Annotated in this window: 21 protein-coding genes; 15 read left to right on the top strand and 6 right to left on the bottom strand. The window is 64.6% G+C overall.

Features of this window, described 5'->3' with window-relative positions; all coding sequences use genetic code 11:
* Nucleotides 1-126: 126 nt before the first annotated feature.
* The 8 genes from hsaA (at nt 127) to AC51GR_RS12345 (ending at nt 8294) form a co-directional block, all read left to right on the top strand.
* Nucleotides 127-1308: a 3-hydroxy-9,10-secoandrosta-1,3,5(10)-triene-9,17-dione monooxygenase oxygenase subunit gene (hsaA, locus tag AC51GR_RS12380; RefSeq protein WP_496324932.1), complete on the top strand. Its 1182-nt coding sequence runs from the start codon at nt 127-129 to the stop codon at nt 1306-1308.
* Between the two features lie 48 nt (nt 1309-1356).
* On the top strand, nt 1357-2277 hold the full coding sequence (hsaC, locus tag AC51GR_RS12375; protein ID WP_496324931.1) for an iron-dependent extradiol dioxygenase HsaC: 921 nt from the start codon (nt 1357-1359) through the stop codon (nt 2275-2277).
* 53 nt (nt 2278-2330) lie between these two features.
* Nucleotides 2331-2903, top strand: a complete 573-nt coding sequence (gene hsaB, locus AC51GR_RS12370) for a 3-hydroxy-9,10-secoandrosta-1,3,5(10)-triene-9,17-dione monooxygenase reductase subunit (protein ID WP_496325063.1) — start codon at nt 2331-2333, stop codon at nt 2901-2903.
* Between the two features lie 27 nt (nt 2904-2930).
* On the top strand, nt 2931-4118 hold the full coding sequence (locus AC51GR_RS12365) for a hypothetical protein (protein ID WP_496324930.1): 1188 nt from the start codon (nt 2931-2933) through the stop codon (nt 4116-4118).
* The gene (locus AC51GR_RS12360; RefSeq protein ID WP_496324929.1) at nt 4115-4924 is read left to right on the top strand and encodes an SDR family oxidoreductase; all 810 of its coding nucleotides are present in this window, start codon (nt 4115-4117) and stop codon (nt 4922-4924) included. Before AC51GR_RS12365 ends, AC51GR_RS12360 begins: the two co-directional genes overlap by 4 nt.
* A gap of 9 nt (nt 4925-4933) precedes the next feature.
* Complete coding sequence (locus AC51GR_RS12355; protein ID WP_496324928.1) at nt 4934-6067, top strand: sulfotransferase family protein; 1134 nt, start codon at nt 4934-4936, stop codon at nt 6065-6067.
* Nucleotides 6068-6168: 101 nt separating this feature from the next.
* Nucleotides 6169-7644, top strand: coding sequence for an MFS transporter (locus AC51GR_RS12350; protein WP_496324927.1), 1476 nt, complete (start codon nt 6169-6171; stop codon nt 7642-7644).
* An 8-nt stretch (nt 7645-7652) separates the two neighbouring features.
* On the top strand, nt 7653-8294 hold the full coding sequence (locus AC51GR_RS12345) for a TetR/AcrR family transcriptional regulator (protein ID WP_496324926.1): 642 nt from the start codon (nt 7653-7655) through the stop codon (nt 8292-8294).
* Nucleotides 8295-8419: 125 nt separating this feature from the next.
* Here AC51GR_RS12345 and AC51GR_RS12340 read toward each other — a convergent pair whose 3' ends face one another.
* The 5 genes from AC51GR_RS12340 to AC51GR_RS12320 form a co-directional block, all read right to left on the bottom strand.
* Nucleotides 8420-9517, bottom strand: coding sequence for an acyl-CoA dehydrogenase family protein (locus AC51GR_RS12340; protein ID WP_496324925.1), 1098 nt, complete (start codon nt 9515-9517; stop codon nt 8420-8422).
* A complete protein-coding gene (locus AC51GR_RS12335) occupies nt 9514-10488 on the bottom strand; it encodes an acyl-CoA dehydrogenase family protein (protein WP_496324924.1) in 975 nt (324 codons plus the stop codon). Before AC51GR_RS12335 ends, AC51GR_RS12340 begins: the two co-directional genes overlap by 4 nt.
* Nucleotide 10489: 1 nt before the next feature.
* Nucleotides 10490-11665, bottom strand: coding sequence for an acyl-CoA dehydrogenase family protein (locus AC51GR_RS12330; RefSeq protein ID WP_496324923.1), 1176 nt, complete (start codon nt 11663-11665; stop codon nt 10490-10492).
* Nucleotides 11665-12567 carry an enoyl-CoA hydratase gene (locus tag AC51GR_RS12325; RefSeq protein ID WP_496325062.1) on the bottom strand — a complete coding sequence of 301 codons (903 nt, stop codon included), beginning with the start codon at nt 12565-12567 and terminating at the stop codon, nt 11665-11667. The genes AC51GR_RS12330 and AC51GR_RS12325 overlap by 1 nt, the downstream gene beginning before the upstream one ends.
* A gap of 255 nt (nt 12568-12822) precedes the next feature.
* Entirely contained in the window at nt 12823-13737 is a 915-nt protein-coding gene (locus tag AC51GR_RS12320) for an IclR family transcriptional regulator (protein WP_496324922.1), read from the bottom strand.
* Between the two features lie 70 nt (nt 13738-13807).
* On the opposite strand from AC51GR_RS12320, the gene cysD reads away from it, so the two are divergent.
* The 3 genes from cysD to AC51GR_RS12305 are packed head-to-tail and all read left to right on the top strand — an operon-like array spanning nt 13808 to nt 17369.
* Entirely contained in the window at nt 13808-14722 is a 915-nt protein-coding gene (gene cysD / locus AC51GR_RS12315) for a sulfate adenylyltransferase subunit CysD (RefSeq protein ID WP_496324921.1), read from the top strand.
* Complete coding sequence (cysC, locus tag AC51GR_RS12310) at nt 14722-16605, top strand: adenylyl-sulfate kinase (RefSeq protein ID WP_496324920.1); 1884 nt, start codon at nt 14722-14724, stop codon at nt 16603-16605. The genes cysD and cysC overlap by 1 nt, the downstream gene beginning before the upstream one ends.
* Nucleotides 16602-17369: a 3'(2'),5'-bisphosphate nucleotidase CysQ gene (locus AC51GR_RS12305; protein ID WP_496324919.1), complete on the top strand. Its 768-nt coding sequence runs from the start codon at nt 16602-16604 to the stop codon at nt 17367-17369. The genes cysC and AC51GR_RS12305 overlap by 4 nt, the downstream gene beginning before the upstream one ends.
* A gap of 4 nt (nt 17370-17373) precedes the next feature.
* Here the strand turns inward: AC51GR_RS12305 and eccA are convergent, their stop codons facing one another.
* Nucleotides 17374-19191: a type VII secretion AAA-ATPase EccA gene (eccA, locus tag AC51GR_RS12300; protein WP_496324918.1), complete on the bottom strand. Its 1818-nt coding sequence runs from the start codon at nt 19189-19191 to the stop codon at nt 17374-17376.
* A 165-nt stretch (nt 19192-19356) separates the two neighbouring features.
* On the opposite strand from eccA, the gene purL reads away from it, so the two are divergent.
* The 4 genes from purL (at nt 19357) to AC51GR_RS12280 (ending at nt 24659) form a co-directional block, all read left to right on the top strand.
* Entirely contained in the window at nt 19357-21636 is a 2280-nt protein-coding gene (gene purL / locus AC51GR_RS12295) for a phosphoribosylformylglycinamidine synthase subunit PurL (RefSeq protein ID WP_496324917.1), read from the top strand.
* Between the two features lie 120 nt (nt 21637-21756).
* Nucleotides 21757-22836 carry an NAD(P)H-dependent amine dehydrogenase family protein gene (locus AC51GR_RS12290; protein WP_496324916.1) on the top strand — a complete coding sequence of 360 codons (1080 nt, stop codon included), beginning with the start codon at nt 21757-21759 and terminating at the stop codon, nt 22834-22836.
* Nucleotides 22837-22959: 123 nt separating this feature from the next.
* Nucleotides 22960-23745, top strand: a complete 786-nt coding sequence (locus AC51GR_RS12285; protein ID WP_496324915.1) for a ketosteroid isomerase family protein — start codon at nt 22960-22962, stop codon at nt 23743-23745.
* Between the two features lie 65 nt (nt 23746-23810).
* Complete coding sequence (locus AC51GR_RS12280) at nt 23811-24659, top strand: phytanoyl-CoA dioxygenase family protein (protein WP_496324914.1); 849 nt, start codon at nt 23811-23813, stop codon at nt 24657-24659.
* The last annotated feature ends 1 nt before the right edge of the window (nt 24660 follow it).

Raw genomic sequence — 24660 nt, 5'->3', positions numbered from 1 at the left:
TTCGACGCCAGTGAAACGTGGTAAACGGTGCAGGAAAGCAAGGCAAACGCCCAGTACTCGACATAAATGAGAACGTGTTCTAGTCTCGTTTGGAGTAGACGTGGAACGACAACGAGGAGTTGCTCGATGAGTGACCGCAGCCAGGCAGGGGCGGAGGTACTGGAGAAGATCAGTGCCCTGCTGCCCGAGATCGCGCAACGCGCACAAGAAGCAGAGGATCTGCGGCAGATCCCCGATGAGACGATCGCGTCTCTGGTCGACATCGGCTTCTTCAAATTGTTGCAGCCGCAGCAGTGGGGTGGCTATCAGGCCGACCCGGTGACCTTCTACGAGGCTGTGCGCCGCCTCGGATCCGCGTGCGGATCCACCGGCTGGGTCTCGGGCATCATCGGAGTCCACAACTGGCATCTGGCGCTGTTCCCCCAGCAGGCGCAGGAAGACGTCTGGGGGCAGGACACCTCGGTCCGGATCTCGTCGTCGTATGCGCCGATGGGGATGGGTGAGGTGGTCGAGGGCGGTTACAAGGTCAACGGATCGTGGGCGTGGTCGTCCGGGTCCGGTCACGCCGACTGGGTGGTACTCGGCGGGCCGGTCATCAAGAACGGCAAGCCGGTCGACTTCGTCAGTTTTCTCATCCCGCGCCCTGACTACGAGATCCGGGATGTCTGGAACGTGGTGGGACTCAAGGGCACCGGCTCCAACACGATCGACGTCAAGGATGTCTTCGTGCCGAACCACCGGATGCTGAGCTTTCGGGCGATGAGCACCGGAGCGGCACCGGGCCTGGAACAGAACACCGCGCCGGTCTACAAGATGCCTTGGGGAACAATCCATCCCAGCACCATTTCCGCCCCGATCGTCGGCATGGCCTACGGCGCCTATGAAGCGCATGTCGAACATCAGGGCAAGCGGGTGCGGGCGGCATATGCGGGGGAGAAGGCCAAAGACGATCCGTTCGCCAAGGTCCGGATCGCCGAGGCGGCCAGCGACATCGATGCGGCATGGACGCAGCTGTCGGGCAACCTGCAGGCCGAATACGACCTGCTGTTGGCCGGCGAAGAGGTTCCGATGGAACTGCGGCTCAAGGCCCGCCGCGATCAGGTTCGGGCGACCGGCCGGTCCATCGCCTCGATCGACAGGCTCTTCGAGAACTCGGGCGCGCATGCACTCGACCTCGACACCCCGATTCAGCGGTTCTGGCGCGATGCCCATGCCGGACGGGTGCACGCCGCAAATGATGCCGAAAGAGCTTATGTCGCATACGGAAACGGCGAGTTCGGTATCCCGATCGGCGACACGATGGTCTGACACGTCGCCCCCCAATTCGAAAACCCTCGTACAAGGAGCAGATCGACGATGACGCAAGATTCTGGCCCCATCCGTTCGTTGGGGTACATGCGTATCGAGTCCACCGATGTGTCGGCTTGGCGTGATTACGGACTCAAGGTACTCGGCATGTCGGAGGGCAGTGGGCCCACCGAAGGTGCCCTGTACCTGCGGATGGACGACTTCCCGGCCAGGCTGGTGATCGTCCCGGGCGGTCACGACCGCCTGGCCAGTTCCGGTTGGGAGTGCGCCAATGCCGCTGCATTACAGGATGTCCGGGATCGGCTGTCCGCAGCGGGCGTGATCTTCCGGGAGGCCAAGGACTTCGAACTCGCCGACCGCCAGGTGGTCGAGATGATCGTCTTCTCCGATCCGTCGGGCAACGTACTCGAAGCGTTCCAGGGGGTGGCGCTGCAACACCGCCGGGTCGTGAGTCCGTACGGGCACAAGTTCGTCACCGGCGAACAGGGCCTGGGGCACGTGGTGCTCACCACCGACGACGACAACGCATCGCTCGAGTTCTATCGGGATGTTCTCGGTTTCCGGCTACGCGACTCGATGCGGCTTCCCCCGGAGATCGCCGGTCGTGAGCCGGGCAGCCCTCCGGTGTGGCTGCGCTTCTTCGGGTGCAACCCGCGTCATCACAGCCTGGCGTTCATGCCGTTCCCGAACGACACCGGGATCGTGCACCTGATGATCGAGGTGGAGAACTCCGACGATGTGGGCTTGGCGCATGATCGGGCCCTGCGCAAGAAGGTGCCGATGTCGGCCACGCTCGGCCGGCACGTCAACGATCTGATGTACTCGTTCTACATGAAGACCCCGGGAGGGTTTGACATCGAATTCGGTTGTGAGGGACGCCAGGTCGAAGATCACGATTGGATCGCCAGGGAGAGTACCGCGGTCAGTCTGTGGGGCCACGATTTCTCCATCGGATTCAAGAACGCCTGATGGTTTCAGACGCAGCTCGACCGGTGGTCGCAGAGGGCGCCGAGGGTGAGGCGATCACCCGGCATCCACGCGGTACCGACGATTTCGATGCGAGGCAGTTCCGGACCGCCATGGGGCAGTTCTGCACCGGGGTCACGGTGATCACCACGGTGACCGCCGACGGCACGCCGGTCGGGTTCGCGTGCCAGTCTTTCGCCGCACTGTCGCTTGATCCGCCCTTGGTGCTGTTCTGCCCGATGAAGACCTCGCGCAGCTGGAAGGTCATCGAACAGAGCAAGAAGTTCTGCGTCAATGTGCTCTCGAACAGTCAGCAGTCCGTCAGTGCCGCGTTCGGTGCGCCCGGTGAGGACAAGTTTGCCGGCATCGAGTGGGAGCGTTCCCCACTGGGGTTGCCGGTCATCAGACATTCGTTGTCCTGGGTGGATTGCACACTCGACCGTGTCGACGACGGCGGCGACCATTACATCGCGATCGGTCGGGTGCAGACTTTGGGAGAAGTGCTGCAGGACAAGCCCTTGTTGTTCTACCGTGGCGGATACCTGTCCACGGAGCACCCGCGGGTCACCCCCGCACAGGCCGAGCTGGAGAACTTCCTGACCTGGAACGGTGGCGACACCTGGTTGTAGGTCTCGCGGGTTTCTCAAAGGAGAGAGATGACACAACCATTCGCCCCTGATGTGACCGGGCCGTTCCGGGAGGCGATCGCCGAGGCCGAAAAGCTCATTGCGGGAGCCGAATTCATCCAGAACGAGCAGGATCTGGCCGAGGGTTTCGACTATCTGGCGGGCAGCATCAAGGCGAGTCTGCAGATGGCCTGGGCGCATGCGAAGAGTCATCCGTACCTGGTCACCTCCACTGGTCCCTACGCCAAGATGGGTCTGGACAACCCGGACACGCTGTACTACCACGCAAATGTCGTTCCCGATGCGGAGTACCTGATCACCGGAACGCGCGGTGACACAGTCGATCTGAGCTTCCAGGTCTTGCGAGGTGACTACACCTCGACCAATGTTCCCGGCGGGGACGACGCCTTCGATGACCGGCGCCTGCACATCGGGCCCGATGGCTCGTTCGAATTGCGCTTCGGGCCGAAGACGGCGAACCCCGGCCCCAACTACTTCGTTCTCGGTGAGGGATCATCGATGCTGGCGGTCCGAGAGGTGTTCAACGACTGGGGGCAACGTAGAGGTTCCATCCAGATCGAACGGGTCGATACCGTCGGTACCGCACCGGATGAGCCCGACTTGGCCCAGATGACGCGCCGCTATCAGATTGCCGGCAAGATGTTGTTGTCGAGGATCAACACCTGGTTCAACTTTCCCAAGTGGTTCTACCTCGACCTCCCCGTCAACACGCTCACCGAACCCCGACTCACCCCCGGTGGTCTGAGCACGCAGTTCTCCTCGGTGGGCCACTACCGACTCGCCGACGACCAGGCCATGCTCATCACCGTGCCGAGATCCGATGTGCCGTATCAGGGATTCCAGCTCGGCAGCATGTGGTACATATCGCTCGACTACGTCAATCACCAGACCAGCCTCAATGTCTCGCAGGCGCAGGTCGATCCCGACGGCATGATCCGGCTCGTGGTGAGTGCGAAGAGTCCGGGTGTGGCGAACTGGATCGAGACAACCGGACGGCAGCGGGGGATCGCACAGTTCCGGTGGCAGCGGGTCAGTCGTGCCCTGACGGCTGCCGATGGGCCATCGGTGGCGATCATCGATGTCGCAGATGTGCCTGCACATCTGCCGTACTACGAGTCGAATGTCGTGAACGACGAGCAGTGGCGAGCGCGGATCGCGGAGCGTCAACGAGGATTTGGACAAAGGATGCTCGGATGACAACTGTGGGAACAGCACCGTCGGGAACCGGATTGCTGGACGGCAAGGTTGTCGTCGTGGGTGGTGTCGGGCCGGGGCTGGGCCGATCGATCTGCCTGCAGGCAGCTGCGGCCGGGGCGAAGGTTGTGCTCGCGGCCCGCACCGCATCGCGTCTCGAAGAGATCGCGAAGGAGATCGCCGCGACCGGTGGGGTCACGTTGCAGGTGCCGACGGACATCACCGACGATGACGCGGTCACCGAGCTCGTCGACGCGACGGTCTCCGAGTTCGGCAAGGTCGATGTGCTCGTCAACAACGCATTCGCGTTGCCGTCGATGAAGCCGTTGGCGCGCACGGACTTCGATCACATCCGCGCCGGCCTGGACCTGACGATCCTGGGTGGGCTGCGAATGACCAAGGCGTTCACCGGCGAACTCGAGAAGACCGCGGGGTCGGTGGTGATGATCAATTCGATGGTGATCCGTCATTCCGAGCCAAGATACGGCAGCTACAAGCTGGCGAAATCAGCGTTGCTGGCGATGTCGCAGACGCTGGCCACCGAGCTCGGGGACAAGGGTGTTCGGGTCAACACCGTCGCACCGGGTTACATCTGGGACGACCAGCTGAAGTGGTACTTCGGTGAGGTCGCCAAGAAGTACGGGATCACCCCCGAGCAGGTCTATGAGCAGACTGCGTCGAAGTCTGATCTGAAGAGACTCCCGGAGCCCGACGAGATCGCCCGGGCCGCAGTATTTTTGGCGTCCGACTGGGCCAGTGCGATCACCGGCCAGACGCTGGATGTCAATTGCGGCGAGTACCACGTGTAGGGAGTTGTTGTGACCACGAGAACTGATGTCGGAACCGTCGAAGACCTCAAGGCGTCGGCGACCAAAGCCTGTGGTCTCGACGATTTCGGTGAGGACGACTACACCGAGGCGCTCGGGGTGCTGCTCGAATCGTATGTCCGTGACGCCGGGTTGACCGAGCTCGGGAGCAAGATGAATCGGTTCTTCCTGCGCGGTGCGCTGGTCGCCCGACTGCTCAGCGAAGCATCGTGGAAGGCGAACCCCCAGTACAGCTCGGTTGTTGTCGACCGGCCGATCTTCGTGACCGGACTACCGCGAACCGGTACCACCGCGCTGCATCGGATGCTGACCGCCGATCCCGGTCATCAGGGACTCGAGATGTGGCTCGCCGAGTTCCCCCAGCCGCGGCCCCCACGCGAGGACTGGGAGTCCAATCCGGTGTTCCAGCAGATCCAGTCGGGTCTCGAGCAACACCACGTCGAGAATCCCGAGTTCATGGGCTTGCACTACATGAGTGCGTCCGACGTGGAGGAATGCTGGCAGCTGCTCCGGCAGACCATGAAATCGATCTCGTATGAGTCGCTGGCATATCTGCCGACGTACTCGCAGTGGCTACAGCAACAGGACTGGGTCAACGCCTACGTCCGGCACAAGAAGAACCTGCAGCTGGTCGGTGTGAACGAGCCCGAGCATCGGTGGATTCTCAAGAACCCCAGCCACCTGTTCGCACTGGACGAATTGATGTCGGTCTACCCCGATGCGCTCATCATTCAGACCCACCGGCCGCCGGCGACGATCATCCCGTCGATGTGCAGTTTGGCCGAGGCGGCCGGGGACGGATGGTCGACCGTGTTCCAGGGTGAGCTGATCGGCAAGACCCAACTGGAATTGTGGTCCCGCGGGTTGCGCCAGTTCAACACCGCACGAGCCAAATACAACCCGGCCCAGTTCATCGACGTCGATTTTCGAGACTTCCGAACTGATCCGTTGGGAACGATGGAGAACATCTATCGGACGTTCGAACTCGAGTTCACCGATGAGGCGTCCGCCGCAATGCGTGCCCTGGACGAGGAGAGCCGATCGGGCGACCGTAAGCCGGTACACAAGTACTCGCTGGCGGACTACGGCCTCACCGAGGCAGAGGTCAACGCGGCCTTCGCCTGAGCAATTCTTCGCTTTTGGCTATACGGAGTGGTTCCTCCGCTTCGGGTGCTAGGTTGTTTTGAGTATCCGGAGTGATGTCTCCGCTTGTCTCAGGAGAATGAATGGAATCCGCACCCGCCCGGGCACACCATCGTGTGACTTTTGCAGTCCTCACCGTCGGGGTATCGGCCTTCGCCCTCCTGCAATCCCTTGTGATGCCGGTCCTCCCGACCGTCGAGGCTGCGTTGGGTACCAACCAGACCGACGTCACGTGGGTTCTGACGGCGTACCTGTTGTCGGCGTCGATCTTCACGCCGATCCTGGGCCGGCTCGGGGACATGCACGGCAAGAAGCGCATGTTCGTGATCGCGATGGTCGCGTTGGCGCTCGGTTCGCTGCTGGCCGCGCTGGCGACGTCGTTGCCGGTGATGATCGCCGCGCGGGCCATCCAAGGAATCGGCGGAGGTGTCCTACCTCTGGCCTTCGGCATCATCCGCGACGAGTTCCCCAAAGAGAAGGTACCCGGAGCAGTTGGTCTGATCGCTGCACTCATATCTGTCGGCGCCGGTATCGGCGTCGTGCTTGCCGGTCCGATCGTCGATGTTCTCGGTTACCACTGGCTCTTCTGGATCCCGTTGATCATCACCAGCCTCGCCGGTGTCGCAGCGTTCGTGTTGATACCCGAGTCGCCCATCCGGTCGGCGGGAAAAATCAACTGGCTCACCGCGTTCCTGCTGTCCGCATGGCTTGTCTCGTTACTGCTCGCGGTCAGTCAGGCGCCGACGTGGGGCTGGGGTTCGGCAAAGGTCATCGGCATGCTCGTGACCGCAGGCGTCGTGGTGGTGGTCTGGATCGTCGCCGAGTCCCGGTCGTCGAATCCGCTGATCGACATGAAGATGATGCGAATCCGCAGCGTGTGGGCTGCGAATCTGATCGCGCTGCTGATGGGTATCGGTATGTACGCCGGACTCGGCTTCCTGCCGCAGTTCCTGCAGACCTCGAGTTCGGCCGGTTATGGATTCGGTGCTTCCGTCACCGAGTCGGGACTGATGTTGCTGCCCAACGCGGTTGGGATGTTCTTTGTCGGGCTCTTCTCGGGCCGGCTGGCGGCGCGGTTCGGCTCCAAGAACCTCCTGATCGTCGGATCGCTGGTGAGCGCGTCGTCCTACTTCATGATCGCTTTACTTCATTCGTCCGAGATCGACATCTACCTGGCGATGGCGGTCAACGGGATCGGGTTCGGGCTGGCCTTCGCGGCGATGTCCAATGTTGTTGTCGCTGCGGTGCCGCCGGAACAAACCGGTGTCGCCAGCGGTATGAACGCGAACATCCGCACCATCGGCGGATCGCTGGGCGCGGCATTCATGGCCAGCGTCGTCGCGATCGGTGCGTCGTCGTCCGGACTTCCGACCGAGTCCGGTTACCGGAACGGATTTGTCATGCTGGGCATCGCCGGCGGACTGGCGGCTGTGGCTGCCCTGTTCATCCCGGCGGTGAAGCGGAACAAGACAACCCATCTCGAAGACATTGCGGAACTCTCACATCCCGAACTCGCCATGGTCGCCGGCGGTACGCTGGCGGGCGACAAGTCCGAGTGAGGTCTGATGTGAGTGTCCATGGGGGATCCGCTGGCACCAAGGTGCTGCGCCGTGATGCCGCGGAGAATCGGCAGCGGTTGCTCGATGCGGCGGCAACGGTCTTCAGTGAACGCGGTCTCGACGCGAGCGTCGACGAGATCGCGCGGGTCGCCGGCGTCGGAACCGGCACGCTGTACCGACGGTTTCCCACCAAGGACGCACTCATCAGCGAACTGGTTCGGCAGCTGTTGATCGATCTGGTCGCGATTGCCACCGAGGCTCTCGAGGTGACCGATGGCTCTGGTCTCGAGCAGGTCATGTACGGCACCGGCGAGGTCCAGGCCTCGCATCGAGGTTGTATCTCGCGGATGTGGAATGACGACGAGACCACCGCACTCAAGAACGAATACCGGCGGATCACCTCGGAACTTCTCGCGTCGGCAAAAGAGCACGGACGGATCCGTGAGGATGCCGCCGAGTCGGATCTGGATGTCATCTACTGGGCGGTGCGTGGAGTCATCGAATCCACCCGGGGTGTCAGCGAGACCGCGTGGCGGCGACATCTTGCGCTCGCCATCGCCGGATTGCGTCCCGGTGCCGAACAGATCATCGAACCGCCGATGGACGAGCAGCATGTCCAGCAGGCCAAGGTGCGTCTACAGTCCCGCTGACCGCACCGTCGAGCGTGCCGAACCGACCGTCGAGCGTGCCCTTATCGCCGATGTCGGGATGGCGCGCTGCATCATTGGCACGCTCGACGGTGATAAGGGCACGGTCGACGGTGGGGTAGGGGGGGTCAGAGACCGGCGGCAGTGGCCAGACGAGGCAGGGATTCGTGCGGCAGACCGAACAGCTGGGCGGTGCCGTGCGCTCGTTTGAAGTACAGATGGGCATCGTGTTCCCAGGTGATGCCGATCCCGCCGTGTAACTGGATGGTCTCGGCTGCGATGTGTGAGAACGCATCCGAGCAGTACACGCGCGCCGCTGCGGCGAGGTCGAGTGCCTCGTCGGATCCTGATACCAGCGCGTCGACCGCAGCATACGAGATCGAATGCGCGATCTCGGTGAGCGCATACATGTCGGCCATCCGGTGCTTGAGCGCCTGGAAGGACCCGATGACACGGCCGAACTGCTTGCGGGACTTGGTGTATTCCACCGTCAGGTCCAGCGCTGCGCGAGAAGCTCCGACCTGTTCGGCACTGATGGCGACGTAGGCGATCGCGCGCAGCTTGTCCACCAGATCAACCGGTGCGGGTATGGCGGTCGAGTCGACATCGTCGAAGGTGATGCTGGTCAACGGCCGGGTCGGGTCCATCGTCGGGCGCGGCGAACGGGTGATGCCGTCTGCGGTGGCTTCGACGACATGCAGGGTGACGACACCGCCGCTGCGGGCCAGGACAACCAGCACGTCGGCTGTTTCACCGTCGAGTACATAGTGGGCGGTGCCGGACAAGATCCCGGCGTTTGCCTCGACACCCGGGCGGTGCCACCCGTCGGCATCTGCCCAGCACAGTGCCGCGGTCTTCTCGCCGGAGGCCAGCGCAGGCAGTGTGGCGGAGCAGGCGTCGGTGTCACCACTGAGCAGCAGGGCCTGGGTGGCCAGCACCGCCGAGCCGAGCATCGGGACCGGGGACAGTGTGCGACCGAGCTCTTCGAGCACCACGTGGGTTTCGGTCAGGGACGCACCGATCCCGTCGAACTCTTCGGGAATCGACAGTGCGGCAACGCCGATCTGTCCACAGAGGGTCGACCACAGGGCGCGATCGGTTCGGCCCTCGGATTCCATCGCCGACCGTACCGCTGTGGAATCGCCGCTGCGGCGCAGCAGGCTCGCGACGGAATCGCGCAGTGCCGCCTGTTCTTCGGTGTCGATACCGGGGGAGTAGATGCTCATGCGGTGATCGCCTCCAGTACCCGCGCGCGATGGACAGCCGGGGTGCCCCAAGCCGTGACCAGGGCGCGCGTCTTGGTGAGATACAGCGACAGGTCATGTTCCTGGGTGTAACCGATCGCGCCGAGGACCTGCAATCCCACCCGTGAAGCAAGGTAGGCAGCCTGTCCGGCAGCAACTTTCGCCGCCGAGACGTCCCGGGACGCGAACTGGGGTTCGGGGACCTGGCCGTCGAGCGCCAGTGCGGCACCGTGGATCAGCGGGCGGGCCATCTCGACCGCGACCGCAACGTCGGCCACGTGGTGCTTGACCGCCTGGAACGAGCCGATCTCCCGGCCGAACTGCTTGCGGGTCTTGGCGTATTCGCTGGTGAGCGCGAGCATCGCGTCGGCCAACCCGATCAGCTGGGCGGCGGTTGCCAGGGCTCCGAAGTCGAAGGCACGAGCCGGATCCACTGAACCGACCGCGGCAACGGCATCCACGGAGGACAACGTGCGGGCCAGATCGACCGAGGGCCGTGGGTTGGTGGCGACACCGGTGCTCAGCGTGCCGTCGGCGACCAGGTAGACCTGCCCGGCCACCGCGGCATCGACGGCATAGGGGACCAGTGGGGCGTAGGCGAGGGTGGCGAGTTCACCTTCGGCCATCGCTGCCAGCCGATCACCGGCGCCGGCCTCGGCCAGCAGAATCGGCAATGCAGCAACGGTTTCGGCAACCGGACCCGGTACCGCGTGGCGGCCGAGTTGATGCGCCGCGACCACCATCTCGACGGCACCGGCACCCATTCCGCCGTGTTCGTCGTCGATCAGCAGGGCGTTGACGCCGGTCTCGGCCAGCTTCGACCAGACGAGCTCGCCGGACTTGGTGTCACCGTCGTTCCAGGAGCGGATGACGCCGGGTAGGTCGGCCTTCGCGAGCATCGAGTCGATGGACGCGGCCAGGTCGTGGTGCTCTTCTTCGAGCAGGAACCTCATGTCAGCGATCCCCTCGCGGTAGTCCCAGTAAGCGTTCGGCGATCACATTGCGCTGAATCTCGTTGGTGCCGGCATAGATCGGTCCCGACAGCGAGAACAGGTAGCCGTCCATCCAGGCGCCGGACGGTTGCCGCTGCGCGAGTTCGGCGTCGGCGCCGAGCAGATCGAGCGCGGTCTCGTGCGTGGCGATGTCCCACTGCGACCAGAACACCTTGTTGATCGACGATTCCATGCCGAGCTGGCCACCCTCGGCAAGCCGGCTCACGGTGGCATAGGTCGAGAGCTCGTAGGCTCGCGCGCCGATCCAGGCGTCGGCGACCTGACCGCCATGGCCTTCGCGGGCTTCGGCGTCGATGTCGTTCCACAGGGCCAGGAGTCGGTCGGTGGTGGCGAGGAACCGGCCCGGCGAACGCAGCGACAGGCCGCGTTCGTTGGCAGCCGTGCTCATCGCGACCTTCCAGCCGTTGTTCACCGTGCCGATCACACCGGACTCACCGGGTGCATCGGGATCGTCGGGAACAAAGACGTTCTCCAAGAAGAGCTCTGCGAAACCCGGCTCGCCATCGAGCTGGTTGATCGGGCGTACGGTCACACCGTCGGCCCGCAGGTCGAACATGAAGTACGTGATGCCCTTGTGTCGCGACGAGTCCGGATCGGACCGGAACAGCCCGAACCCCCAGTCGGCGAAACTCGAACGCGAGCTCCAGGTCTTCTGGCCGTTGAGAAGCCAGCCGCCTTCGGTGCGTGTCGCGGTCGACCGCAGCGATGCGAGGTCGCTGCCGGCCTCGGGTTCGCTCCAGGCCTGACCCCAGATGTCCTCGGACCGGGCCATCCGCGGCATGATCCGCGCCAACTGGTCGGGATGGGCATGCTCGAAAAGTGTTGGAGCAAGCAGGAAGATGCCGTTCTGGCTGACCCGTCCGGGCGCCCCGCTTCGGTAGTACTCCTCTTCGAAGATGATCCAGTGCAGCAGCGGTGCGTCGCGGCCACCGAACTCCACCGGCCAGCTCACCACCGACATCCGGGCATCGGCCATCTTGCGTTCCCACTGCCGGTGCTGCTCGAAACCTTCGGCGCTGTCCATCGACGCCAGTGGCTCGGTGGGCACGTTCTCGGCGAGCCAGCCACGGACCTCGGCGCGGAACTCGTCAGCTGCTGAATCGAAAAGTAGGTCCATCAGGAGCTCTTCTTCTCGGCGCTCGACTTCATCGACTTGGCATCCATTCCACCGAGCGAATCGCCGTCAGGTGCTTCGGCATTGGCGCTGTGTGCGAAGTGGTGCCAGCCGAAGACCGAATCCATCGCGTTGCGCAGACCCATCTGGTCTTCGCAGATGTTGACGGCCTTCTTGGTCAATGCGAGACCGAGCTGGGGCATCTCCGAGATGCGTCCGGCGATGTCGTCGACCTTGGCTTCGAGCTGGTCGCGGGGAACGACGTGGTTGACCATGCCCCACTCGAGTGCTTCGGCTGCGCCGAACCGCTCGCCGGTGAACAGGATCTCCTTGGCGCGGCGCGGGCCCAGGACGAAGGCATGCGCAAAGTACTCGACGCCGGGGATCCCCATCCGGGCCACCGGATCGGAGAAGAAGGCGTCGTCGGAGGCGACGATGAAGTCACAGATCCACGCGAGCATCAACCCGCCGGCGATGCAGGCGCCGTGGATCTGGGCGATCACCGGCTTGGGGATCTCCCGCCAGCGCCGGCACATCCCCATGTAGACCTCGGTCTCGCGGGCCAGGCGCTGGTCGCCACCGACCCGGTCGGTGTGGTCCCAGTACAGGGATGCGGTGTTGGGGTATTTGACGTGCACATCACGTTCGGGCGTGCCGATGTCGTGGCCGGCCGAGAAGTGCTTGCCGGCTCCGCGCAGGACGATGACCTTGACGCCTGCGTCGTCGACCGCGCGCCCGAAGGCGGCGTCGAGGGAGTATGTCATCACCGAGTTCTGGGAGTTGCGGAACTCGGGGCGGTTGAGGGTGATGTATGCCGTGGCGCCAACAACGTCGTAGGCCACCGGAGAGGTGTCGGGACCTAGTTCGGCGGCGCTCAGGGGGCTCGGGATCGTCACACCGGACACCATACCTAGCAAGTGCTTGGTTGGTAAACCCCGGTGGTGGTCATGGCCTGTTTTCAGGTACCCACCGGCGGTGATGGACGTATTGTTTGCCAACGTCTGAGCGGCTCGGGAGGGTGTCTGGTGGCGAGGTCTGATGCAGCCGATGTGCCGTGTGTTTGTGGCCATGTGAAGGCTGCCCACGAGCATCTTCGATCAGGTACCGACTGCGCGCTCTGCGAGCCAGGGGTCTGTCGGCGATTCCGGCGACAGGGTCGTCTACGGAAGCTGTTCGCGCGTCGCAGCTGACCTTCGGGATCCGCGTATGCCCGAGGACACGTGGTCGGCCGCCGCGATCACGGACTTCCCGACCTGATGCAATTCCTCGGAAGGCATCTCGCGGTCGGGGACGGCGACGATGGACGCGATCACCGCGCCCGATTCGTCGAAGATGGGTGCGCCGACGGTGACCACCGCGACCTTGCCGACCGCTTCGTCTGCCAGGTAGTCGATGGTTGTCAACTCGCTGAGCAGGCCGTCGACCCGGGATCGCAGCGAATCCGACACCGGTGAATCGCGCAGGGAGGCAAGGGTGTCGAGCATCTTGGCATGGTCCGGCGTCAGACGTTCGACTGCATAGCCGCGGTCGCGGATGGTCGCGAGGACGTCCCTGAGGCGATCACGGGCCTGCGCGGGTGCGGCGTCGAGCCAACTCCGGATCTCGTCCTCGGGTGACCATGCGACGAACTCGCGGCAGACGGTGGGACGCAGGGTGATGCGACGACCGGGGCGGATCCACTCCAAACCCGGTGAGCCGACGACGTCGGTCACGGTGATCGATTCGCCGGTGCGCTCGGCCACGAAGGCCGGCAGGTCGAGGCTCTCGGCCATGTCCCGGGCCGCCGACGCCGCGAGCCTGCGCACGGGGAATCCGCGTTCGGTGTGACGGACCAGCGCAACAAATCCGGCGCTGATGCTGAAGTACCCGTCGTGGCGGGTCACCCAGCCGTCGTTGGTGAGTTGCGAGAGGACTGCATGGGAGGTGGCCCTCGAGAATCCCGTGCGCCGGACGATTTCGGCCAGCGACAAGGGCGTGTCGATGTTGTCGGCCAGCAATTCGATGGTCCGGACCACGCGTTGGGTCGGTGGAGAGGGTTGACCCGTGCCAGTGCTGTCGCTTACCGTCGATGTCACATTGTCGGACGTTAGTGTCGAATATTCGACATGTCAACCTCTCGAGACACCTCGACGAAGGGTCATCATGGTGGTGAACACGAGGTACGAACTCTCACACCTGGCCGCGCTGGAAGCCGAATCGGTCCACATCTTCCGCGAGGTCGCCGCCACCGCACAGCGACCGGTGTTGCTGTTCTCCGCGGGCAAGGACTCGGTCGTGATGTTCCACCTGGCCCGCAAGGCCTTCTGGCCGGCGCCCGTTCCCTTTCCGCTGATGCATGTCGACACCGGTCACAACTTCGACGAGGTGATCGACTACCGGGATCGAGTGGTCGCCGAAACCGGTGTCCGGCTGATCGTTTCGCGGGTGCAGGACGACATCGATTCCGGTCGGGTCGTCGAACCGATGGGCCCGGGTGCCAGCCGCAACCGCTTGCAAACCGTCGCGCTGCTCCGGGCGATCGGGGAGAACGCGTTCGACACGGTCTTCGGCGGGGCTCGTCGCGATGAGGAGAAGGCCCGGGCCAAGGAACGGGTGTTCAGCTTTCGCGACGAGTTCGGCGCCTGGGATCCGCGCGCGCAGCGGCCGGAGTTGTGGAACCTCTACAACGGGCGGCACCACAAAGGCGAGCACATCCGGATCTTCCCGCTGAGCAACTGGACCGAACTCGACATCTGGCAGTACATCGCCGCAGAGGGGATCGAGCTGCCGACCATCTACTACTCGCACCGGCGCGAGGTGGTGCCGCGCGACGGAATGCTCTTGGCCAGAACGCAATTCCTGGAATTGGGCCCGGACGAAAGAGTTCATACCGAACAGGTGCGATTCCGGACCGTCGGCGATGCCACATGTACCGGTTGCGTGCTCAGTGATGCGGCCACGGTCCATCAGGTCATCGACGAGATCGCCGCGACCAGGCTGACCGAGCGCGGTGCCACCCGGGCCGACGACCGCATCTCCGAGTCCGGCATGGAAGACCGTAAAAGGGAGGGCTATTTCTGATGACCGTCGACCATGAGGCGCTCGCCGCCGGAACAGCGATCGGTGGCCGAAAAGCATTGCTGCGCCTGGCCACCGCCGGCAGCGTCGACGACGGCAAATCGACACTGATCGGACGGTTGCTCTACGACTCCAAGAGCATCTTTGCCGATCAGCTGGAATCCATCGAGCGGACCAGCGCTGCGCGTGGAGACGAATACGCGGACCTGGCGCTCCTGACCGACGGGCTGCGTGCCGAGCGTGAGCAGGGCATCACGATCGACGTCGCCTACCGGTACTTCGCCACGCCCAAGCGGAAGTTCATCATCGCCGACACCCCGGGACACGTGCAGTACACCCGGAACATGGTGACCGGGGCCTCCAACGCCGACGTGGCCCTGATCCTCATCGACGCCCGTAAGGGAGTTCTCGAACAGACCCGGCGCCATGCCTTCTTGTCGTCGTTGCTGGGTGTCGCACATGTGGTGCTGTGCGTGAACAAGATGGATCTGGTTGATTGGTCGGAGGACCGGTTCAACACGATCCGCGACGAGTTCGCCGCGTTCGCCACCAAACTCGAGGTCAGCGACCTCAGCTTCATTCCGGTCTCGGCTCTGCGCGGTGACAACGTGGTGGATGCGTCCGCGAATATGCCTTGGTATCAGGGTGGTTCATTGCTCACGCACCTCGAGGACGTGCACGTCGCCTCCGATCACAACCTCATCGATGCGCGGTTTCCGGTGCAATATGTCATCCGGCCCCAGCTCGGCGACGGTACCGATCACCGTAGCTATGCCGGCACGATCGCCAGCGGCACCTTCAAACCCGGCGACGAGGTCGTGGCGTTGCCCGGCGGGTTCACCACCACGGTGTCGGAGATCTGGGGTCCGGGTGGAGCGAAGATCGACGAGGCTTTTGCGCCAATGGCGGTGTCGATCTCGCTGGCCGACGACATCGACATCGGCCGGGGGGAGATGTTGGCCCGTCCGGGCAACCGGCCACACGTCGGCCGCGACATCGACGCGATGGTCTGCTGGTTCTCCGAGGACACCACGCTCCAGCCCGGTAACCGGTACACGCTGCAGAGCGCCACCCGTGAGACGAAAGCGGTCATCGGCGATCTCACATACCGCCTCGACGTGAACTCGCTGCATCGAGACGGAAACGCCCAAGGGCTGCAGCTCAACGAGATCGGGCGGGTCACGGTGCGCACCGCGCAACCGATGATGTTCGACGCCTATCGTCAGCATCGCGACACCGGTAGCTTCATCCTGGTGGATGAGGCGACGAACAAGACGGTCGGCGCCGGAATGATCAACGGTCCGGTGAGCCGTGATTCCCACGTGGTCTGGCACAGTTCGTCGGTCACGCGGCAGCAGCGGGCCCATCAGGGCGCCACGATCTGGTTGACCGGCCTCTCTGGTGCCGGCAAATCGTCCATAGCAGTGGAATTGGAGCGGTCGATGGTCGCCGAGGGCCGACCTGCCTACCTGGTGGACGGCGACAACCTGCGCCACGGCCTCAACTCCGACCTCGGGTTCGGTGACGACGATCGGCGGGAGAACATCCGCCGGACCGCGGAGGTCGCTGCGCTGTTCGCCGACTCCGGCGCGGTGGCCATCGTGTCGTTGATCAGTCCCTTCGCGGCGGAACGGCAGCGGGCCAAAGAGATTCACGCGCAGCGAGGGATCCCGTTCTACGAGGTGTTCATCGATACACCCCTCGATCTGTGTGAGCAACGAGATCCCAAGGGTTTGTACGCCAAGGCGCGGCGCGGTGAGGTGCCGCATTTCACCGGGATCAGCTCACCGTACGAACCACCGACCGACCCGGATGTTGTCATCACCCCTACCGACGGTGCGCCCAGGGACGTTGCCGAGTCGATTCGCCGTAGCCTGGGCGTGTGACTGCGAACCCGAAGGATCTCGAGCTGGCAGGTCGGTTGGCCACTGCCGCCGGCGAGTTGTTGCTCGACCTGCGTGCCACGTCCGGGTTGACCGGCAAAGATCTCGGTAACGCCGGCGATTTCCGGGCGAATGTTCTCCTGCTCAAAGAGTTGGCGCAGGAGCGCCCCGGTGACGCGGTGTTGTCCGAGGAATCGTTCGATGACCTTGCCCGCCTCGACGCCGACCGGGTGTGGATCGTCGATCCGGTCGACGGCACCCGTGAGTACGGCACCGAGGGCCGTGGCGATTGGGCGGTGCATGTTGCACTCTGGGAAAAGCATCTGGGCCTGACCGTGGGTGCGGTGGCGTTGCCGGCGCTGGGGGTGACGTACCTCAGCGACGGTGAGCCCGTCGCGCCTGCGGTGGGCCTGGCCGCGACATCGCGGGGGGACGTGCCGCGAGTGGTGGTCAGTGGGTCGCGTCCGCCGGCGTTCTCGGCGGATGTCGCTGCGGCGGTGGGTGGTGAGCTTCTGTCGATGGGTTCGGCGGGTGCCAAGGCGATGGCGGTGGTCCGGGGTGAGGCCGACGCGTACGTTCACGCCGGTGGCCAGTACGAGTGGGATTCGGCGGCACCGGTGGCGGTGGCGAAGTCGCAGGGGCTGTGGTGCAGCCGGGCCGATGGGCTTGCGCTGCAGTACAACCAGCGCGACGTCTACCTGCCGGACCTGGTGATCTGCCGCCCGGAGCTGGCCGAGACGATCCTCGAGGTCACCCGCCGGGGCTGAGCGCTCAGGCCGGCCGGCGCTGCAGGGATCGCAGCACGTTCTCCAGAGCGGCCTGGATGTCGGCGACCTCGATGCGCATGAGGGCGTCGTCGTCGAGGTCGGCCAGGTCGATGTCGCCACTGGTGAGCCGGTGTTCGCGTTCTTCCTCGGCACTTTCGACCACGTTGCGCACGAACCGCCCGTTGCCGGCCAGGTCGATGGAACGGCGATCTCCACCGGACGGGTCCGTCTGGATCTGGTGATAGAGCGGTCCGCAGGCGAATTCGAGCTCTTGGAGTGCCTCCGGACTCAGGAGTGAATCACGTTTGCGGGCAATCAGTTCGGCAATCCCGGCGAGCTCGCTCGGGCGGTAGGAGTCGAATCGGATCCGCTTGGCGAAGCGGGACGACATGCCCTCGTTGACCGACAACAGCCGGTCGATCTCGGCGTCGTAGCCGGCGATGATGACAACGAGCCGGTCGCGGTCGTCCTCCATCCTGGCGAGCAGGGTGTCGACGGCTTCACGTCCGAACGCGTCGCCGCCGGAGAGCCCGCTCTGGATCAAGGTGTAGGCCTCGTCGATGAACAGGACGCCGTCCATCGCCCGGTCGATCACCTCCGAGGTCTTGATCGCGGTGCTGCCGAGATGCTCGCCGACCAGATCGCGACGTGAAACCTGCACCACTGCATCGGTTTTGATCAATCCGAGTCCGCAGTAGATCTTCGCCACGATGCGCGCGATGGTGGTCTTGCCGGTTCCGGGGGGACCGGTGAATGCCAGATGCAGACTCCGAGGCCCGGTCGCCAGACCCTTGTCGGACCGGATCTTGGCGAGCTTGGCGGCGGACTCGAGTTTGGCCACCTGGGTTTTGACGGACTCCAGTCCGATCTGTTCGTCGAGTTCGGCCTGGGCGGTCGCCAGCAATCCGGGGTCGCCGCCGACGTTGCCGGGGACCGGCGCGTCGGGCACAGACGTCGGATCCCACCTGTCGGTGCGCGCGTCGATCTCTTCGGCTGTGTTGATCACCAACCGGAATCGTGGATCGGACAGCGCCTTGGCGTTGGCCGCGAACGATGGGTCGCGGGAATAGACAGCCTCGAATCGTTCGCGCGCCGCTGTTTCGGAACCCTGCTCGCGCAGTGCCAGGCCGTGGGTGAACATGGCCGCGGTGGCCGCCGCCGGGATCGGGCCTTCCTGGGCGGCCTCGAGCCGCCGGACACCTTCGGCGAACAACCCCATCTGCACGCACGCCGAACCGGCCATGAGATCGGCGCCGGCGTTCATGTAGGCGTCCGACCACGAGCCGGACTCGGCCAACGAGGTGAGCACGTCGGGCCATCGCTGGGTTTTGAAGTGCAGGCTGGCCCGCAGGTAGTCGATGATGGGCGCGCGGCCGGCCACGGTGGCGGCGGCTTCGTCGAGCGCCGCTTCGGCACCCTGGTGGTCGCCGCCGGCGATGAGGGTGGCGGCGTAGGCGGTGATGGCCTCGGTCCGGTCGGCGAGTGGGTAGTCGATGTACAAGCCGGTCGAGAATCGCCCCGAAAGAGTGCGGGCGGGCAGGCCGAGTCGTCGCTGTTCGGCGCCAATGTTGGCCCGGGTCCGGTACAGCTGCAGGATCACGGCAGGGGAGTTGTCGCCACAGGCGAGTCGTCCGAGCCAGGCGTCGGCAAGTGTGGGGTCCCATTCGGTGGCCCGGGTGAAGGCGAGTGTGGCCTTGTCCCGGTCGGGCGGGTACTGCTCGGTGTCGACCGGGATGCCGAGGCTGAGCACCGCGAAGTCGAACAGCCGGCGTGCTTTGGCCACCGCTGAGCGAGAGCCCGGTGTAGCTGCCCTGTCATTCATGACGTCCCCCGTGTCCCCCCGGGCGCGCCACCCCCGGCACGCGAGGCACAGACTACCCGGCGCCTGGCCGGTTCGGGACCCGGAGACAGTCGGGAACGGTGCCGTTGGCGGGTCCTCGGAGGCGGCGTGGTCAGCGGGCGGTGCGGCACCACCTAGACTGTTCTCGTGAGTGCAGACCTAGATACCGTTTCTGTCGCCGCCGATACCCCCGATCAGTCGCAGCCCTACCGTGAGCTGGGCTTGAAGGATGATGAGTATCAGCGGATCCGCGAGATCCTCGGTCGCCGCCCGACCGCCGCCGAATTGGCGATGTACTCGGTGATGTGGTCCGAGCATTGCTCGTACAAGTCATCCAAGGTGCATCTGCGCTACTTCGGCGAGACCACGACCGACGAGATGCGGTCGTCGATGCTCGCCGGAATCGGCGAGAACGCCGGCGTCGTCGACATCGGTGATGGCTGGGCGGTCACGTTCAAGGTCGAATCGCACAACCACCCGTCCTACGTCGAGCCGTACCAGGGTGCCGCCACCGGTGTCGGCGGGATCGTCCGCGACATCATGGCGATGGGTGCCCGTCCGATCGCGGTCATGGATCAGCTTCGCTTCGGTGCGGCCGATGCCCCCGACACCCGCCGGGTGGTCGACGGTGTGGTCCGCGGTGTCGGCGGTTACGGCAACTCTCTCGGCCTGCCGAACATCGGTGGCGAGACCGTCTTCGATGCGTCGTACGCGGGCAACCCGCTGGTCAACGCGCTGTGTGCCGGTGTCATGCGGGTCGAAGACCTGCATCTGGCGTTCGCCTCGGGTGCCGGCAACCGGATCATCCTGTTCGGCGCCCGAACCGGACTCGACGGCATCGGCGGTGTGTCCGTCCTGGCGTCGGAGACGTTCGACGACAGCGCCGGCGGTCGACCGAAGAAGCTGCCTGCGGTCCAGGTGGGCGACCCGTTCACCGAGAAGGTGCTCATCGAGTGCTGCCTCGACCTGTACAAGGCCGGCATCGTCATCGGTATCCAGGATCTCGGTGGTGCCGGATTGTCCTGCGCCACCTCGGAATTGGCCGCGGCGGGCGACGGTGGCATGCACATCGAACTCGAAAAGGTGCCCATGCGGGCCACCGGCATGACCCCGGCCGAGGTTCTCTCCAGCGAGTCGCAGGAGCGGATGTGCGCGGTGGTCGCCCCCGAGAACGTCGAGGCGTTCATGGAGGTCTGCCGCAGGTGGGACGTGCTGGCCACCGACATCGGTCAGGTCACCGACGGTGAGCATCTCGAGATCACGTGGCACGGCGAAACCGTGGTCGACGTACCGCCGCGCACCGTGGCCCACGACGGTCCGGTCTACGAGCGCCCGGTTGCCCGCCCCGAGTGGCAGGACGATGTGATCGCTTCGAGCACAAAAGATCTCAAGCGGCCGGAATCGCCGGAAGAGCTGCGGGCCACCCTGCTGGAGATGATCTCGTCACCGGCTCTGTGCAGTCGCCGGTTCATCACCGAACAGTACGACCGCTACGTCCGCGGCAACACCGTCCTGGCCGAGCACGCCGACTCCGGCATGATCCGCATCGACGAATCGTCCGGTCGCGGAATCGCTTTGTCGACCGATGCCTCCGGTCGGTACACCTACCTCGACCCGTACCGCGGTGCGCAGCTGGCACTGGCCGAGGCCTACCGCAACGTTGCGGTCAGTGGTGCCACGCCCAAGGCCGTCACCAACTGCCTGAACTTCGGTTCGCCCGAGGATCCGGGCGTGATGTGGCAGTTCCAGCAGGCCGTCCGCGGATTGGCCGATGGCTGTGCGCAACTGGGCATCCCGGTGACCGGTGGCAACGTGAGCTTCTACAACCAGACCGGTGCGACGGCAATCCTGCCGACCCCGGTGGTCGGTGTCCTGGGTGTGATCGACGATGTGCGTCGACGCATCCCGACCGGCTTCGGGACCGAGCTCGGCGAGACGCTGATCCTGCTCGGTGACACCCACGACGAGTTCGACGGATCGATCTGGTCGCAGGTGGCCCACGATCACCTCGGTGGTACACCGCCGGCGGTCGACCTCGAGCGCGAACGTCTGCTTGGCGAAATCCTCACTGCCGCATCGCGCGACGGTCTGGTCTCGGCTGCGCACGACCTGTCCGAGGGCGGGCTCGCGCAGACCGTCGTCGAGGCCGCGCTGGCGGGCGAGACCGGTTGCCGGATCGTGTTGCCCGAGGGTGCCGACCCGTTTGTCTGGCTGTTCTCCGAGTCGTCCGGCCGGGTGCTGGTCGCGGTGCCGCGCTCCGAGGAGGTCCGTTTCTGCGGCATGCTCGATGCGCGGCAGATGCCGTGGACCCGCATCGGTGTCGTCGATCAGGGCAGCGACTCGGTCGAGGTCCAGGATGCGTTCACCGTGCCGCTCACCGAGCTGCGTGAGGCTTTCGAGGGAACCCTCCCCAAACTCTTCTCCTGAACCCGATAGTGTGCCCTTTTGGCGGTCCCCACCTGGGGTTTTGTTCGCCAAAAGGGCACATCATCGGGGGTTGGCAGGCTAGGGTGAACGCGTTCTAGTTCCTGCGTTCGGAGGTCTGTGGTGTCGTTGCGTGTTGTGGTGTGGTCCACCGGAACCATCGGAAAGCTGGCGATAGCGGGGGTGTTGGCCCGCCCCGAACTCGAACTGGTCGGGGTGTGGGTGTCGAACCCGGACAAGGTCGGCAAAGACGTCGGCCATTTGGCGGGGCTGGGCCGCGACATCGGCATCGCAGCCACCGACGACACCGAAGCGCTGCTGGCGCTGCGGCCTGACTGCATCGTGCACGGCGCGATGACCGACGACCGCATCATGGAGGCGGTCGACGACCTGATCGGGTTCCTCGACGCGGGGATCAACGTGGTCTCGTCCGGTCCGGTCGCGCTGGTATACCCCGACGGTGTGCTGCCGGCAGAGCTCAATGAACGCATCCGCAGTGCGGCCCGCGGGGGCAATGCCACCCTGCACGTCAACGGTATCGATCCGGGTTTCGCCAATGACGTTCTGCCACTGGCGATGACATCGCTCTCCAAGCGGATCGACGAGCTGCGCGTTGCCGAGATCGCCGACTATGCGACGTACTACCAGCCGATGACCATGACCGAGCTGTTCGGTTTCGGCAAACCGATGGACACCCAGTCGATGCTGTGGATGCCAGGAGTTCTGTCGCTGGCCTGGGGGCCGGTGGTGCGACAACTCGCGGCGGGTCTCGATGTGACATTGGACGAACCGCTGGTGGAGAAGATCGACCGTCGTCCGGCCGAGAGCGACTACGACATCGCCTCCTGCCACATCGCGAAAGGCACCATGGCCGCAGTGCGTTTCGAGGTGATCGGGACCGTGAACGGGGTGCCGCGGATCGTCCTCGAACACGTCACCCGTACCCAGCGCGACGCTCAGCCGGAGTGGCCCATCCCGAGCCACGGCGACGGCTGCTACCGCATCGAGATCAAGGGCGACCCGGTGATGACCGTCGACTTCGTCCACCATGGCGAGAACGGCGACCACAACGATTCCGGAATGCTGGTCACCGCAATGCGGTTGGTGAACGCGGTGGAGGCCGTGGTGGACGCTCCACCCGGGCTGCTCACCGCCCTTGACCTCCCGCAGATCACCGGTCGCGGACTGGTGACCAAGGACTGAGCGGCGTCACATCGACTCTCGCCCACCCGAAGCGGGCGCAACCCCTTCGCAGCTTCGGCGCTAGAACGTGTTCTACCTTGAGAGTAGAACACGTTCTTGATCTCGGAAAGGTGGCGTCAACCGATGGCGATGTATGGCCGGGATCGGATGCTTGCACTCGGTGAACGTTCGCCTGCCGCCGCAAGTGCCCACGACCGTGACGAGTGGGCCGGATTGTTCGTAGACGACGGCATCGTCAACGATCCCGTCGGATCACGGCCTCACGTCGGCGGAGCCGAGATCAGGCGTTTCTACGACACGTTCATCGGTCCACGGAACATCACCTTTCATCGCGGTACCGACTTCGTAGGGGAGCGCACCGTCATCCGGGACCTCGAACTGGAAGTCGAGATGTCGCCGAAGGTGACGCTGCGCGTGCCCGTCTTCATCCGATACGACCTGTGCGACGCCGGCGACGATCTGCGCATCGCCCGACTCGCCGCCTACTGGGAACTGCCGCAGATGATCACGCAGTTCGCGCGCTGCGGCGTGGCCGCGGTGCCGGTCGGGCGAAACTGTCCGGCGCACTGTTACGGAACCAGGGGATCGGCGGCACGATCGGGTTTGCCAAAGGGTTTCGGCGGGTCGGTGCGGATGCAAAAGCAACCGTCGCACGTTTCCTCGAGGCCGCTTCGCAGGGGGACGTCTCGGGCGCTCGCGATCACCTGGACCCCAATGCGCAGGTTGTTGTCCTCGGTGGTGCGGCCACCGGCGTCGAACACGTCGTCGGGCAGCTCGCCGGGGTGCGGTCGCACAAACATCTGGCGTCCGGCAACACGGTTGCCGTCGCCTTGGTCATCGGTGATCGGAAGGGTGTCGGTCTCTTTGTGTTTGGGGCAGATCGCGCGCGGATATCGGCCGTCGAGATGATGTTCGATGAGTGATCGAGGGCACTTGCGCTGACGGATTGCCGTTGCGCGCCTAAAGTCTGGTCCATGGCTGCACCGCTTTCCACACCCGGCGTCTTCGGTCCCGACGATCTCGAGGGCCTGGTCTGGTTCTATGACATGTATGGATATGCCACCCTGCGGGGTGCGCTGAGTGCGGCCGACGTCGACGCCATCGAATCGGAATGTGTTGCCGCGCAACATGGTGTGATCGCCGGGGAATTGGATGCCCGATACGGGTCGACCATTTTCCTCGACGAGGCCGCCAAGGCCGAGAAGTTCGCCAACTATGTCGAATACGTCAGCGAGGTGTCGCCCGCTGTCGATTCTGCGATCTCCGGCCCGGTGATGCGCGAGGTCATGAACCGAATCCTCGGCCCTGATTCCTGGTTACGTGATCACGAGCAGTATGGGGTTGTCTATCAGGACGCCCGTCCCGGGAAGGAGTCCGGATACACCCGAATCGGGTGGCATTCGGATTGGCAGTCCAGCCCCAGTCTGGATGTGTGGCCCGGTACGGCATTCACCCTGCACGTCGATGGAACCAGTCCGGCCAACGGGTTTCTGCGGGTGGTTCCGGGCAGTCACCTCTGGGACACCCCGGCCCCGTACCGCAACGTCAACGGCGTATCCGTTCCCGACACCGCTCGGCCATCCGGTGGACGGACCAGTCGTAAGCCACCTTTCGAGATGCCGTTGGGTTTTGAAAAGATCCGCGGTGAGGTCGGGATCTACGCCGAACGCGGCGACATCATCCTGCACGACGCCTACCTCTGGCACTCCGCGGCCCGGGCCACCGACGACAACACCCAGCGGCGCCATGTTCGCGGCGGCTACTTCGGCGGCACCAAACCTGCTGCGGGAGTAGAAGAATTCATCAAGAACGCGGCCCGGTGAA

It is taken from the genome of Williamsia sp. z71, assembly GCF_059553375.1.
This window is presented reverse-complemented; position numbering and strand designations above follow the sequence as displayed.